Annotated in this window: 11 protein-coding genes; 9 read left to right on the forward strand and 2 right to left on the reverse strand. The window is 65.2% G+C overall.

Annotated elements, in window-relative coordinates:
- The 9 genes from OG558_RS23910 (at position 1) to OG558_RS23950 (ending at position 13,003) form a co-directional block, all read left to right on the forward strand.
- Positions 1 to 2,133, forward strand: a complete 2,133-nt coding sequence (locus OG558_RS23910; RefSeq protein ID WP_405064980.1) for a hypothetical protein — start codon at positions 1 to 3, stop codon at positions 2,131 to 2,133.
- A gap of 350 nt (positions 2,134 to 2,483) precedes the next feature.
- Positions 2,484 to 4,190 (forward strand): thiamine pyrophosphate-binding protein, encoded by a 1,707-nt coding sequence (locus tag OG558_RS23915; RefSeq protein ID WP_405064981.1) that lies wholly within the window; start codon positions 2,484 to 2,486, stop codon positions 4,188 to 4,190.
- A gap of 180 nt (positions 4,191 to 4,370) precedes the next feature.
- A complete protein-coding gene (locus OG558_RS23920) occupies positions 4,371 to 6,077 on the forward strand; it encodes a thiamine pyrophosphate-binding protein (RefSeq protein ID WP_405064982.1) in 1,707 nt (568 codons plus the stop codon).
- On the forward strand, positions 6,077 to 9,046 hold the full coding sequence (locus OG558_RS23925; protein ID WP_405064983.1) for a peroxidase family protein: 2,970 nt from the start codon (positions 6,077 to 6,079) through the stop codon (positions 9,044 to 9,046). The genes OG558_RS23920 and OG558_RS23925 overlap by 1 nt, the downstream gene beginning before the upstream one ends.
- Positions 9,046 to 10,431: a hypothetical protein gene (locus OG558_RS23930; protein WP_405064984.1), complete on the forward strand. Its 1,386-nt coding sequence runs from the start codon at positions 9,046 to 9,048 to the stop codon at positions 10,429 to 10,431. Before OG558_RS23925 ends, OG558_RS23930 begins: the two co-directional genes overlap by 1 nt.
- Complete coding sequence (locus OG558_RS23935) at positions 10,431 to 11,714, forward strand: patatin-like phospholipase family protein (RefSeq protein ID WP_405064985.1); 1,284 nt, start codon at positions 10,431 to 10,433, stop codon at positions 11,712 to 11,714. The genes OG558_RS23930 and OG558_RS23935 overlap by 1 nt, the downstream gene beginning before the upstream one ends.
- A 487-nt stretch (positions 11,715 to 12,201) precedes the next feature.
- The gene (locus tag OG558_RS23940; protein WP_405064986.1) at positions 12,202 to 12,342 is read left to right on the forward strand and encodes a hypothetical protein; all 141 of its coding nucleotides are present in this window, start codon (positions 12,202 to 12,204) and stop codon (positions 12,340 to 12,342) included.
- 14 nt (positions 12,343 to 12,356) lie between these two features.
- On the forward strand, positions 12,357 to 12,689 hold the full coding sequence (locus tag OG558_RS23945) for a hypothetical protein (protein WP_405064988.1): 333 nt from the start codon (positions 12,357 to 12,359) through the stop codon (positions 12,687 to 12,689).
- 65 nt (positions 12,690 to 12,754) lie between these two features.
- A complete protein-coding gene (locus tag OG558_RS23950) occupies positions 12,755 to 13,003 on the forward strand; it encodes a DUF3502 domain-containing protein (protein WP_405064989.1) in 249 nt (82 codons plus the stop codon).
- A 125-nt stretch (positions 13,004 to 13,128) separates the two neighbouring features.
- On the opposite strand, the gene OG558_RS23955 is transcribed toward OG558_RS23950, so the two are convergent.
- Together OG558_RS23955 and OG558_RS23960 are read right to left on the reverse strand one after the other, a co-directional pair.
- Positions 13,129 to 13,692: a hypothetical protein gene (locus tag OG558_RS23955; protein WP_405064990.1), complete on the reverse strand. Its 564-nt coding sequence runs from the start codon at positions 13,690 to 13,692 to the stop codon at positions 13,129 to 13,131.
- A 600-nt stretch (positions 13,693 to 14,292) separates the two neighbouring features.
- Positions 14,293 to 15,138, reverse strand: coding sequence for a S41 family peptidase (locus tag OG558_RS23960; protein ID WP_405064991.1), 846 nt, complete (start codon positions 15,136 to 15,138; stop codon positions 14,293 to 14,295).
- Positions 15,139 to 15,155: the final 17 nt, after the last annotated feature.

The raw sequence follows: 15,155 nt of genomic DNA on the forward strand, positions 1-15,155 counted from the left end.
ATGCTCACCCCAGCGGTCCGGGAACTGCTGGCTCGTGGATTTGCCGAGGCCCACCTTCACGTGGGGGCATCGCTCGACTTTCGCAGCGTCTGGTCGCTTCTCCTCACCCGGCTGGCATCGCCCGGGCTTTCGGTCACCCAGCTCGCCGCCCCTGGCGCCGCGTTGCAGGAGGGATTGGACCTGCCCGCGTGGCTGCTGCGGTGTGCGATCGCGCGCACGGTTCTCGCCGGCTTTCTGGCATCGGATACCGAAGCCGGCCTGGCCGCGTACCTTCAGGGCCCGCTGCTGCGCAGCCGGGTGATCGCCGAGGCAGGCGTCACGACCTTCTCCGTCGTGCTCCTTGCGGTGACGGATCTGCTGGCTGGCAAGCTATCGACGGACCTGCCGCACGCGATTCTGCAAGCTGCGTACGCCGCGCTGGCCGGAACTCAGACCTATACCAACGCAACGGACATCCCGGCCGTGTGGGCGCTCGACCCGATCCATCCCATTCTCGGCCCCGGCTCTGGATCACCGGAGCAGCGTCTGGGTTCCCGAGCGTGTGTCTATCTGGAAGAACGGGAGCGGGCGCAGGACGCCGACCGGATGGCCGCTCAGCTCTTCTGGCAGACCGTCAGGGTGCGGACGATCCTTTACCGGCACCTGACCCAAAGGCCACTCACTCCGGGCCTGCCCTGGTTCATCCGGTTCTACGGGCGTCTGATCCAGGCCCGTGGCGACGTCCGTGCATCGCTGCTCTTCGAGGCCGCGGCGATGCGCAGCGGCCTCGAGCAAGGATTGTCGTCACTGGAGATGCGGACCCGGCCGGATGCGGACATCGAAGAACTCCTGGCCTGGGTACGCGCGGCGGACGACCGCTCGCGCACGGGAACTACCGAACTCGGCATGGTCTTCCATTTCGTCAAGGAACGCGGCGGCGAGGTGTCGCCCGGCGTACCGCAGGTGAATGGCAGCGGCACGACCGGGGACCCTGCTGCCAACGCGTGTGGGTACCGCTTCAGTGCCTACTTCGCTGCGCAGCGAGCGCGTGCCATCACCCTCGCGCGGATTCTGCACCGCTGGCCACGGACGCTGCACCTGATTCGTGGATTGGACATCTGCGCGGACGAACTGGCCGTCCCGGCCTGGGTCTTTCGCCCTCTTCTGACCTATGTCCGTCAGGGAGCAGAGTCCGGTGCGCGTTGGCTGTCGAACTCGCCGGGCAGACAACCTGGTCCGCTGCGAACCACAGTGCATGCCGGCGAGGATTTCGCCCACCTGCTCACTGGACTGCGGCACGTCGACGAAGCAGTCGAAGTACTCGACCTTCGGGAAGGAGACCGGATCGGGCACGGGCTGGCCCTTGGGGTCGACCCGGCTCGATGGGCCGAGCGGGTAGGACGGATCGCGATGCCGCTGGAGGAGCGGGTCTTCGACGTTGCCTGGGAATGGAGTTGGTGGTCGCAGAGAGGCCATGGCGCGGACACTGGACGCCTGTCCTACCTCGCCCGTGAGGCGATGAATCTGACCAACGAATGGTTCGGCGAGCCGCTGAATCCCTGGATGATCGAACAGCTTGCCAACGATCTGAGGAATGTCGACCGGCTCCGGGTGGCCGGCTTTCCCGACGGCCGCCTGGCGGGCCCGCTCGACGACCGGATGATTCGTCTGTGGCGCTATCTGACAGACCAGACGATCTTCCGAGCCGGACGGCGTACCGTCTGGGTAGACCCGGCTGGAGAGGTCGATGCCATCCAGCGGATCGCGGCATCACTGTGCGCGGAGATCGGTCGCCGAGGGCTCGCCGTAGAGATCAACCCTACGTCGAATCTCCTCATTGGCGATCTTGGAGACCTGACCGGTCACCCATTGTGGCGGCTGAACTCTCCGATGCCGGGGAGTACAGCATCGCGCCTGGCTGTCACGGTGGGATCGGACGATCCGCTGGTGTTCAACTCCACCCTGCCGATGGAGTACCAATTGCTCTTCGATGCGCTCATTATCGCTGGACTCAGCGATTCAGAAGCGCTGACCTGGCTGGACGGAGTCCGCCGTACAGGAATCGAGCGAAGGTTCACCTGTGCACCACTCAGCGACGACCGAGGGTGGAGAGAGCCCGAGAACCTGGCGCCGCTGGATCCGCCGATCCTGTGATGGCCACGACAGTGCCTCGAGGCAAAGAGTAGACCGCGGTCCTTCGTCGGGTAGGCAATCCCACGCACCAGGATTTCGATTGCCTCCTGATCTATTCATCCTGCGGTACGGAGTGCCCAAGAATAGTCGACACATGCTCTGCTCGAGCCATCACTCGATTGAATCGGTCGATCGAGTCGTGATTGTTTCATGTTGCTTCGAAATAAGCTTGGGCGTGCGGTCGCTAATCATCACAATCGGGAGCGCGTTGCTGAGTCGGCAGGCCATTGCGCATAGCCAGTTGACTTTCCCGCGGTAGCGAGGATCCTGATTATTAGGGGAGCGGGCAGGCTCGGGGATGGGACTGCGTCATGCAGGTGTACGAAGCGATGGTTCGGGGGTTGGAGAGCCTCGGGGTGCAGACCGCCTTCGGAGGCAACGGAGAGAACATCGCCAGCCTGACCGTCGCCCTGGCACGATCGAAGATTCGCCCCATTCTCACTCGCCACGAACAGGCGGCCGCCTACATGGCCTGCGGATATGCCATGTACACGAACAATCTCGGGGTCTGCTTCGCGACCGTCGGACCAGGCGCATTCAACCTGGTCACCGGGCTCGCGGTCGCCATGAGCGACTCATATCCCGTGCTGGCGCTGACTGGCTACATCGAGACCCGATGGGAAGGCCACGGAGCGGTCAACGACACCTCCGGCATCAGGCGGACCCCGGACTCCCAGGCATTGTTCTCCGCCATCACCAAGCGGTCCTTCAAGGTCACCGATACCGCCGATGTCTGTGACGTGCTCGAGGAAGCGGTCAACATCGCCTTCGAAGGACGCCCCGGACCGGTCCACATCGCAATCGCGCAGAACCTCACCCATCGCGACGCCCAAGTACCCGATTACAGAGCCCCGCGGCTGCGCGTGACCCCCCCGCAGCCCGATCTTCAGGGCGTCGAGAACATCACCAACGTTCTGGCGCAAGCGTTCGGCGAGCGCCGCAGGGTCGTCCTACTGGTCGGCTTCGGAGCGGTGCATGGTGGCGCGCAGTCCGAGGTGAGGCGCTTCGCCGAACGGTTCCAGGTACCGGTATTGACGACACTGGACGGCAAAGGAGTCATCGCCGAGAACCACCCGCTGAACGTGGGTGTGTTCTCTGAAAGCGGTCACTCGAGCGCCTGGAAGGCGTTCCGGGAGGCTGACGTGGTGCTGGCAGTCGGGAACTCCCTGAACCAACACGCGACATTTGGGCTGCGGGATGACCTGTTCGACAACAAGACGCTAATCCAGATCAATATCAGCGCGGAGGAGATCGGAAAGCACTATCGTGCCCAACACGAACTGGTGTCGGACGCCAGACCTGCCCTCGCTGCGGTCACTGAGTCGCTCGCGCGCAAGATCGGCGAGGTCGCCGCGGCGAAGGTCGATGGGCAGGACTATCAGGCCCGGCGTATCCCGCACGTCACGGGCCACATCCACCCCGGACAGTTGGCCCAGACGATGGGCCGCATGTTGCCGCCCGGCGGGGTGATCTTGGCCGACGCCGGCGCACACCTGGCTTGGCTTGGCTACTACCTGGAGTTGGAGGAGGGACAGAACTTCCGCAAGTGCGGCACGTTCGGTCCGATGGCCGCGCACACCAACGCGGCCATCGGTCTGAAGGCCGCCCAGCCACACCGGACTGTCGTGGTCGGCTGCGGAGACGGCTGTTACGCGATGGCTGGCTTTGAGTTGATGACAGCGCTGGAAAACGACTTGCCTGTGATCTGGGTGATCTTCAACGACGCCGAGTTCAAGCTGGTCAAGCTCTATCAGTTGGTCAATTACGGCAGGACAGGGCTGGTGGAGCTAGCAGCGCCCGACTTCGCCGCATACGCCCGCGCCTGTGGAGCCGATGGGTACGCCGTCGAATCGATCGGGACATTCAGGGATGCCTATGCCGCTGCGTTGTCCTCAGGGCGGCCGACGGTCATCGACGCAAAGATCACCCGCTGGGCTCTGCCGCACTACAGCAGTTCGCCGAAGGGAACGCTGCACGGGGCGTGGGAGACGCTCGAGGAGCGCCTGCGGGGTCGCTGAGCCCCGCGCATGTCTCAAGCGCGTTGGCAATGACTGAAAGGTCTTTTGCTGTGGGGACATTCCGGGCGATCTAGGAAGTGACACATCTGTACGTACAAGAGACTATCGGGCCTGTTTGGTGGCCGTTGGCAGTCGTGTCGATCCGGCTCCCGGGACTGAGGGCCAGACGGAGGAATCCAGATGCGTGTCTATGAAGCGATCGTGAAGGGCTTGGAGGACATCGGAGTAGGAGTGGCGTTCGGAGGTGCGGGGGAGAATGCCGCTGGGCTGATGCTTGCGCTGAGTCAGTCCACGAAGATCCAGGGGATCATCACCCGCCACGAGCAGGCGGCCTCCTTCATGGCCTGCGGATACTCGATGTACACCGACAAGCTCGGTGTCTGCTTCGCCACGGCCGGTCCCGGGGCGTTCAACCTGTTCTCCGGTCTCGCGGTCGCGATGAGTGACTCCTATCCCGTGCTGGCGATCTCTGGATACGCGTCGATGGAGTGGAAAGGAAGGGGTTCGCTGAACGAGACGTCGGGATGGAACCGGACACCGGATTCTCTCAAGATGTTCGCCGCGACCACGAAGAAGTCGTTCCTGGTCACTCGGATCGAGGACACCTGCGACATTCTCGAGGAGGCCGTCAACGTTGCGTTCGAAGGCCGTCCCGGCCCAGTGCACATCACGGTCCCGGAGAACCTCACTCACCAGGGGCAGAGCGTCGAGAACTACCACAGCATCAGGCTCGATGTGAAACCTGTCGTGGCAGATCAGGCACACGTGGATGCTGCCGCGGAACTCTTGGCCGACGCATTGAGGCTCGGGAAGAAGGTCGTCGCCCTCATCGGCTTCGGGGCGATCCGTGCTCATGCCGAAGCAGAGGTCAAGCGGTTCATCGAGCGGTTCCAGATCCCGTTGGTCACCACCCAAGATGGCAAGGGGATCGTCCCCGAAGGTCACCCGCTCTGCGTTGGAGTGTTCTGCGACAGCGGCCACGCCAGCGCATGGAAGGTGTTCCGGGAAGCTGACGTGATCCTCGCGGTCGGCAACGCCTTCAACCAGCACGCGACGTTCAACTACGACGAAGGGCTGTTCGTGGGCAAGACCCTCATCCACGTCAATATCTCCGAGGACGAGATCGACAAGGCCTACAAGGCAGATCACGCGCTCGTCTCGGACGCTCGTACCGCGATGGCCTCTTTGTACGCCGCGCTGGACACCAAGATCGCGAGCGTCTCGCCGGTCGCCGTCGACGGGCAGGACTGGGAGAAGCGGCACATCCTTCACCTCACCGACTCACTGCACCCGGGCGAGCTGGCTCAGGCCATCGGGCGGATGCTCCCGCCAGGCGGCATCGTCCTGGCCGACGCCGGCGCTCACCTGGCCTGGCTGGCCTATTACATCGACCTCGAGGAGGGCCAGAACTTCCGGAAGGTCGGCGAGTTCGGTCCGATGGCCGGGCACACCAATGGTGCGATCGGCGTCAAGGCCGCGAATCCGCACCGAACGGTCGTCGTCGGCTGCGGCGACGGCTGCTACAACCTGTCGGGGTTCGAGCTCATGACGGCGGTCGAGCATGACCTCCCGGTGATCTGGGTGATCTTCGACGATCGTGAGTTCAAGCTCATCAAGATGTTCCAGTTCGCGACGTATCACAAGACCGGGTTGGTGGAGTTCCGCAACCCCAACTACGCCGCGTACGCCGAGGCTTGCGGCGCCGAAGGCTACACCGCAGAGACGTTGGAGGAGTTCGAAACCTGCTTCGCCCAAGCGCTCGCCTCCGGACGGCCGTCGGTGATCGACGCCCACATCACTCGGTGGGCAATACCCCACTACAGTCCCTCGCCGGACGGCGTCATCCCAGGTCTGGTGAAGATGTTCGAAGAAAGGTTCCGGTCGTGATGTCCAGAGGTACCTTGACCAGGAGGTTCCGTTCAGCCACCCGGACTGCGGCCGCTCCGGGCGTGCGCGGCGTGAAGCCGACCGGTAAGGGGTGGACCGAGATGTATCGCGGCGGTAGCGCGGAGACAGAGGGCGCTGAGTTCGCCGTGCTCGCCGCAACGATCATGTCTGCCCAGGCGATGGCACAGAAGAAGGCCAGCGCCCACGGCGTTCCGCACGACATGGCGCGGACGCTGCACGCGAAAGCGACGCTGGCGCTGACGAACGCCGAACTGGCGTTCATGGATGAGCTTCCCGAGGACCTACGGCACGGGTTCGCGGAGCCTGGTGCGGTGTACCGGACCACCATCCGGTTCTCCAACGCCTCAAGCACCGGGGCGCCGGACTTCAAACCCGACCTGCGCGGCGTAGCACTACGAGTGCATGTCGATGACGACACCGTTCATGACCTGCTGATGACGAACTTTCCTGTCTCCCACGCCCGCGACGCCCGTCAGTTCGTCGAGTTCGCACGTGCCTCGGCCGGCGGCACCGCGTCGCGACTGATGGGAATCGCCCGCTTGGTCTACCTGTTCGGTGCCCGCGAGACCGTCCGCATGCTGCGCAAGGTCTTCGTGGCTCGCCGCCGGCAGCCCGGAAGTGTTCTGACCGAGACCTATTGGAGCCGCGGCGCGCTGCGCTGGGGCCCTGACGTCGCGGTGCGCTACCTACTGCGGCCGGCCAGCGGGACTCGGCAGTCGGCCCCGTCGCTGACCGACCCTGCCTACCTGTCCACCGATGCCGCCCGACGTCTGGCTGGCGGGCCGGCGCGGATGGAGCTGTGCATCCAGAGGTACCGGGATCCGATCTCAACCCCGATTGAAGATACGTCTGTGGAGTGGACCGAGAAGGCCGCGCCGGCCGAACCGGTTGCGGTGCTGACGCTTGGCCCGTGTGACACCAGAAGCCCTGAGGCGCAGCGTGTTGCAGAGGACGTGGACGCGCTGGCCTTCAATCCGTGGAACACCACGGATGAGTTCCGGCCCTTGGGAAACCTCAACCGTGCCCGGAAAGCGTCCTACGAGGCGAGCGCGGCGGTGCGCACGGGAACCCGCTGGCGCACAGCGGTCCCAGCCCGCAATCTGGTAGCCGGCGCCGCCGCACGCGCGGTGTTCTCGGTGCTCAACCGGTGGCTGCCGTGGTACCGGCTGCCGGTGCGGCTGTCGGTGTTGAACCTCGAGGCATACCGGCACGTTCTGCGGCGGCAGAATCTCATCGACACCGAGCCGCCCGAGGCGCCGCCGGCACCTCGGGCGGTGCCCGCTCTCCCCCCGGAGCAGGCTCGGTGGGCGCGGCGGCCCGATGGCCGCTACAACGATCTGTCCGTCCCGTCGATGGGTGCGGTCGGTGCCGCGTTCGGCCGGAACCTGAAACCGGATTACACGCAGTCTTTCGACCACCCGAACCCTGTCATCGTCAGCGCTCGGCTGCTGGCGAGGGAGCGATTCCTGCCGGCGACGTCGCTGAACCTGCTGGCTGCGGCCTGGATTCAGTTCCAGGTCCACGACTGGGTCAACCACGCCCGCGTGCCGCTCGGCGAGGATGACGTGAAAGTGCCGATGCCTAGCGGCCGCACCTGGAAGAACACCCCTGACGGCCGGCCCGAGAACCTGATGCGGATCGCGGGGAACAAGGCGCTCAGGGTCGGCTCGGACGGCACCCAGCAACTGTTCGCCGATGCCGCCTCGCACTGGTGGGACGCCTCGGAGGTGTATGGGTCGGACGAGACGAGAAGCGCTGCTGTGCGCGAGGGAGCGAAGATCCGGCTCACCGGCGACGGATATCTGCCGGAGGACACCTCAGGGATGGAGATCACAGGCTTCAACGAGAGCTGGTGGCTGGGCCTGTCCGGGTTGCACACCCTCTTTGCCCGTGAGCACAACGTCATCTGTGACGAGCTCCGGAGGCACTACCGCGGGTGGAGCGACGAGCGGGTTTACCAGACCGCGCGGCTGATCGTCGCAGCCCTGATTGCGAAGATCCACACCGTCGAGTGGACGCCGGCAATCCTTGCGACCGAGGCGATCGACCTTGGCCTCAAGACCAACTGGAGCGGCCCGCCGAGCAAGGACTGGGTGACCAAGCTCGGTATCTGGCTGCTGGACACCCACGCCAGCGTCGGCATCCCGTCCACCACACCGGACCATCACGGCGTTCCGTACTCTCTCACCGAGGACTTCGTCACCGTCTATCGGCTGCATCCGCTGATTCCCGACGACTACAGCTTCCTTGATCATTCCGATGGGCACTTGATCGGCACTTCCAGATTCGCAGGTATCTCTGGGGCCGACGCCGATGAGCAGCTGCGCACGCTCGGCTTGGAGAACATGCTCTACTCGTTCGGCTGCGCCCACCCGGGGGCGATCACGTTGCACAATTTCCCGGACGCGTTGCGAGACTTCACCCGAGATGGCGAGCACATCGACCTCTCGGTGGTCGATCTGATCCGCACTCGGCGGCGAGGGGTCCCGCGGTACAACGACTTCCGGGAAGGGCTGCACAAGCCGCGACTCCGCGACTTCGAGGAGCTTTCGGCCAGCCCTGAATCGGTGCGCCGGATGCGTGAGATCTACCGCAGCGTCGACGACGTGGACACCATGATCGGCCTATTCGCCGAGACCCCGCCCGATGGCTTCGGGTTCTCCGACACCGCGTTCCGCGTGTTCATCTTGATGGCGTCACGACGTCTGCAAAGCGATCGGTTCCTCACCGTCGACTTCCGTCCGGAGATCTACTCACCGTTCGGGATGGACTGGATCGCGCAGAGCACTATGACCAGCGTCATTCTGCGGCACTGCCCAGGCGCCGCGGCACTCTTGCCGCGTGGCCGAAGTGCGTTCGCGCCATGGCGCCCCGCGGCGCGACCAGCTCACGGTAGCTCGAGCGGCGCATCGGCAACTACTACAGCCCTTTCGGACGGAGGCTCGTGATGACCGCAGAACAGGTCCGAAGCCACCCCGGCCTAGACTCGCTTGCGGACCGGCCGCTGGTCACCGCGCTGTGGCATCGTCGCACCCACCGGGTCAGCCGGGGCTCCTCGGTCGAGGCCGGTTCGATGAGCTATACCTCGACCGAGCCGCGGGCTCCGTTGACCGAACTCGAGGAGGCGGTGCTAGTCGCGGTCACCGGCTGCACCGGACTGACGATGCCCGACCGGCCGTTCAACGACCCTCGCAACCACCAGCCGATCATGGCCAAGCCGAACCTGAACATGGCCGGCCGGACCGCCGGAAGCCCAGACAACGCTCAGGGCACCCACTTCCTCCTGATCAACGACACAGGCACGTACTACCTGCGCAAGCTGCCCCCCGACGATTCAGGCGCGTCTGCGCTCGACCCTGACGCCCTGCTCAGGAGGGCTGCGCAGGCCAAGGTGAAGCTGCTTGACCGCCGCATCGACGTACCGGACGGCAACCGGGACTTTCCGGCTTACCTGGACTCGAACCGGTTCCTGTCGAACCTCTCTGGCACCACCATCCTCTTCCCGGTGGTCGATCTGTCCCGGCAGTACATCAACGCGATCATGTACTTGCTCACCCAGCCCACCGGGGCGAGACCCACGATCGTCGACGACCGCAACTTCTACCGGCTGGCGGGTGTGCGGAAGTGGGTGAAGAACGGGTTCCTGAACAAGGACATCAAGCTTCCGCTCGGAAACCTCGGGGCGATGCGCACCCAGATCGAGGCCGATCTGCTGCTGCAGAACCTGATGCTGACCGCGGATTCCATGGGACTCGGCGCCTGGATCCACGCCTCGATCTCCCCCGCTGTCCTGCTCGGTGATCCGAAGTTCAAGGCCCGCTACGGGTCCATGCTCGGCTTCGACTGGGTGGTTCCGAGGTGGAAGCCGGCAGACATCTGGCGCTGGGGGATTCCGTTGCCGATCGCAGCAAAGGTGCGGGCCCACCCAGTCGGGCTGCGGCGCCTGGGCGAGCCGCTGATCAAGGCGATGTGCCCGCCGAACTACCCGACTATGAGTGAAGCCGTCGATGTGGTGGTCGCCGACAAATTCGGCCCACGCGGCATCTACTCCGACGAGGCTCTCTTCCAGCGGATCTACAACGGTGAGTTCGGCACGCGGTATCTGAAGGAGGCCAGCAACTACGCAGCGGACGTGATCGCCTGCACTCGCGACGTGTGCAACTACATCTACGAAACCCACGGACGGTTTCCGGCACATACCGAGGCCATTCACGTTCCCGGTGCCTGGATGCAGGCACACCATGTGGAAGAGGGCTACTACCACAAGTACTTCCGTGGCGGACTGACCGAGGCGCACCTGGCCCACGACAAGACTTGGCACGGAGCGCGGTGATGGGCACGCCGATGGCCTCCGCGGAGCCGCTCTGGTTCCCGGACTTCAGGCCCCGTCGAGTCGCGGTGGTCGTTGCCGGTGCGGGGGCACGAGGGGGGTACGAGGCCGGGGTGCTGTCTGTCCTACTGCCGTGCCTGGAGGCGGCCGGAGTGGTCCCGACGTTGTTCGTCGGTACCAGTGCCGGGGCGATCAACGCGACTCTGTACGCGGCAGCGGCGCACTTGCCAGCGGTCGAGCAGGGGGAGGCAGTGCTCGAGGTGTGGCGAAACATCCGCACCCACCACGTGTTCCGGTCTCCGATGAAGACCGGGATTGGCAGCACCGGCAAATGGGTGGGACAGCTCCTGCGGATCCGTGGACTGACGTTGACCAGCCTGCTCGACACCAGCCCTCTGCGGCAGTTGGCGCGGACCGTCGTGAAGTGGGACCAGCTGCGGACGAACCTGGACGACGGGCGGATCGCGCTGGCGGTGGTGACCACCTCCGGGGCCGACAATCGCACTGTCGTGTTCGTGGACCGGGGCGGTGCGGACTTGCCACCCTCGGATGACAGTCGCCCCATCGACTACCGGCGCGCCAAGATCGGGCCCGACCATGTCTTGGCCTCTGCGGCAATCCCGGTCGTCTTCCCACCGGTGAGGGTGCCAGCTGAGGATGGCACGCCCAGCGGCTGGTACATCGACGGCGGCGTGCGGCTGAACACGCCGCTGAAGCCGGCGCTGGCGCTGGAGGCTGACGCCGTCGTGATCGTCGCAAATCACCCTGCCTTCGACGCGGCGTCCGGTATCGAGCACACGCAGCCAGGGACACCTCCCGACGTCGACGACACACTGGTACGCGTCATTGACGCGGCCCTGGTGGACAGGATGATCGAGGACGTCAACACGTTGGCGAAGATCAACGTCCAGGTCGGTGCCGCGGAACAGCTGGGCAGTTCCGGCCAGTCCGTGGCGAATCACGCGGTGGTGCCGTTCCTGGCGATTGGACCGCCAGATCGTGGCACGCTCGGTCTGCTGGCCGCCGAGGTCTTCGACCGTCGGCCTGGCGGTTTGGGCGGCCTACGGCGGCTCGCTGCGGACCCGGACATGCGGCTGTTGGGCCGGCTCCTGCACGGAGATGGCAGCCGGCGCGGTGACCTGCTGAGTTACCTGTTCTTCGAACCGGAGTTCATGGAGGCCGCCATCGAACGCGGTCGAAGCGACGCGAAGGCTGCGTTCGATGATGTCATCCCTGGTCGCGTTCCTTGGCAGTTCGGTCCACCCAATGAGCGAGCCAAGCGGTGAGAAGGCGGCAGCGGTCCAGCTACGGGCGGAGCTTGAGGTGCCGAAAGTGTCACCTCGCCGAGGGCATCGGCCACTCCTTTGGAGCGCGACAGATTGACCTTCATCGCTGCCGACTCCGGTTGCACGCTCGAGATGCTCCGCTGTTCCGGCTCACCATTGATCACGACGAGCTGGTCTTGCCGGCCGGCGCCCAACGGTTCGTCGCGCCAATTGCTCTTCGCGGCCGCGACAGCCGGAGCCGTCTAGCTGGAACGTTGTGGCCCGCCTTCAGCGAGGACCGAGAACGCCCGCGGCAGATTCGTCTCCACGTTCTCGAGGTGGCAGTCGAACGCCCACGGACGACGAGTCCGTCCGGAGCCGGCCTACCTCAAGGTCACCGGGCAGGAGGGCACCCCTGACCGACGACAATTCCTGCGAGCAGCTCCTCACCGTCATCGGCTGAAGTGCAGCTAGCCACCGAATCGGTCGGTGCTTCAGCGGCGAGTCGATGCCGTTCTTCCTCGCCGCCGACGTCAAGTCCACCGGTAGCTCGCGGCCGATCCGGTTCTGGGAGGAGCCCGGCGTGGTCGAGACGCGGCGCACGATCCGGAAGTACTGCAGGACGGCGTCATCAACCGGGCCGCGCTGAACGCCGACGCTGCGATGACCAAGGACCTGTTCACCAACGGCCAGACCGCGAGCGCCTGGGCGACCACCGACGGACTGTCGACAACCACCTTGCTGCCTGGCCCGCTCAAGGCTGTGAAGACCGGGAATATGGCGAACGGGATGCCGCTCAAGGGCGGCAAGCCGACGAAGCCCAACCAGACGTTCCAGTCCAACAACTTCACCGTGCTGATCGCCAAGGGCGCGAGCAACGAGAACGCCATGCAGCTCGAGGACTGCTTGTCGATCAAGGATAACCACGACCTGATCTCGTACGGAATCGGGGCAAGGACTGGAGGCCGGTCGGCGACGACAAGTTCGAGTAGCTGAGCACCTACGCGTTTCCCAGGTCAGCGCTGTGCTGGCGGACCTCCTTGGAACGGCGTTCGGCGCAGATGACCGAGTCCGAATCCGGGTGCTTCACCTGGGCGCTGAACTATGACAACTTCACCGTCGACACGTTCGCCGGTTTCATCCCGGACGTCACGCCGGTGAAGCGCGAGGACTCGCAGATCTCGCAGGCCTTCACACAGTACGGCAACCCGCTGTTCTTCTTCGGTGCGGTCGATGCCGACTACAGCCTGGACAAGCTCAAGAAGGCGGTGTCGTCCGGGGGGCTCGCCAAAGTGCAGGCCGAAATGTAGAAGCAGCCCAACGCGTACCTCGCAGGCACCCGTTGACTAACCTGCAGCCGTTCGCCCTCGGCGAGGTGGGATGGCCCAATCGAGCTCGTTGTCCTTGACAACCAGCGGGACTTCCTCGAAGGCGGTCAGGCTGGTTTGTCTGGCGTAGGAGCCGAGCTCCGGGGCTTCTCGGCGTCGGCGCTCAGCGACTCGACGATGCGCCGCACCAGCCGCTCACTGAAACCCGCCGCGATGGCGAACATCAGCAACCACTTCGCCTCCAGCGGGACGACGCGTGCCTGGATCGCGATGGCCACCACGATGGCAGCCATCGCGGCGGCGAGAACCCGGGCGATGGTTGCTGAGTACCGGCCGGACGCCAACTCATAGATCCGCCGGCTGGTTCCCGACGGCAACGCGCCGAGCGCGAAGCTCAGCAGCGCGCCGAGGATGCCGAGACACCCGATCATCAAGTAGGTCCCGAAGTCATGCAGGATAGTGATGCTGGCGAACTGCGTTGGGCCGAGCACGTCGGCAGCAACGGCAAAGCCCAGCCCGATGAAGGAAGCCGCCATCCGAACCGTTGCCAGGAGGAGCCGCTGCCCGATCAATCGCAACCGGAGGTAGGTGTTGTGCGAGTGCTCGTCCAGCAGTCGCCGTACCGTGATCAGCGCGGCATAAGCCGCCGCCGACGCCGGCCCGTCTGCCAAGACGACTGGATCGATCCGGCGGCGGCTCTACCTTGGGCGCCACGGTCCTGTGGAGCTCCGCTTCGACAATGGCGACGTTCGCTGCGGCGGCGGTGGTTCTCGAGCCGCCGAGTTTCGACGCGCTCTCGGGCTTCAGCGCCGCTATCTCACTGTCCACCTCATGGGCGGAGTAGGCGTAGAACGCCTACAGCTGAGCGCTGTGCAGGAATTCCCATCCATCGTCGAGCGGCGGAACGGACGCGGGTGCAGGGGACTTGAGGAGAACGCGGGATGTCCCCTCAGCATGTCCGCTCCCCGGGCTTGGCTGCGATCAGGACCTCGGGTAGCGCAGGCGGTCACGGATCTGGGTCGGATAGCCCAGATCTGCGCTCAGGTCCGCGCACGTCGTCCTTCATGGCCGGGCTCAGTCGCCTGCTGGGGTGAATCCCTGCGCAAAGCCTCCCGCGAAGCCGGCCTGGCCGCCCGCGTCACCCGGAGACGAGCAGGCTGAAGCGCCGCGAACACACCGCCGACCGCTCAGAAACCTGGATCCGGTCCTCTTTCCCAGGCCCAACGCGTGCCGCCCGATCGCCGGCAGCCACTGGTCACACTTTCTGCTGGCTACTCGCGACGAGCGTCCCGGCGGCGTCGTAGCCTTCGATCCGGACAACGTCGCCAGCGTCGGCGGGGATTGTGATCTGGGTGGTGCCGTCGATGGTGGGATTCGTTGGGTCGGCCGTCGACGTACACGTCGATGCTGGCAACTGATCCGGTGGTGACGGTGAGTTTGCGCTTCTTGGTGCCGGATGCGGTTGAAGTGAAGCGCAGCAGTCGCGGTTGGCGTCGGGCGAGAAGGGCGCCAGCGGTGGCCATGAGGTCGGCGTTTTCCTCGAGGAGGTCACGTTTGGTGAGTTCGCAGAGCACGTCGGGCACCACGCCGAGGTCCTCCACTGGCTGGCCCATCCGGGTACCGACCCGTAGGGAGCGGCGCAGCGCGACGCGCATCTGCACTCCCTTGGGCAGTTGCCTGACTTGGCTGCCGGTCCATTCAGTGCGCAGTTCCTCGTGCGTGACGACGTTGGCACCGCCCGCGCCGGTGTTGGCCTCGACGCCGAGCACCGGCCCGATGTCGTGGTCCTGGAAGCCGGCGGCGAAGTTGTCGCACGCGCTGTAACACAGCGCGTCGGTCACCAGCACGACGGGGCCTTGGTACTGGTGCCCAACGCTGTTGACCGCGTTGATCGGGTAGAGCGGCAAGGCGGTGGAGTACGCCGAGCCGGTGCTCACCGCTTCCTCGAGCGACGCCTTCCAGTCCTGGTAATCGGAGACCGTCGTGGCCAGGCCGGTGGTGCTGGGCGTGCTCACGAACTGGAATGGCACCGGCGTGATTCGGCGCGGGCTGAGGAACTGCAACAGGTACTCCGCCGCGATCACGTAGCCACCGCCGTTGCCACGGACGTCGAGCACCAGGCCCTCCCGACGGG

Source organism: Kribbella sp. NBC_01510 (genome assembly GCF_045040325.1).
In the GTDB taxonomy this organism is placed as follows: domain Bacteria; phylum Actinomycetota; class Actinomycetes; order Propionibacteriales; family Kribbellaceae; genus Kribbella.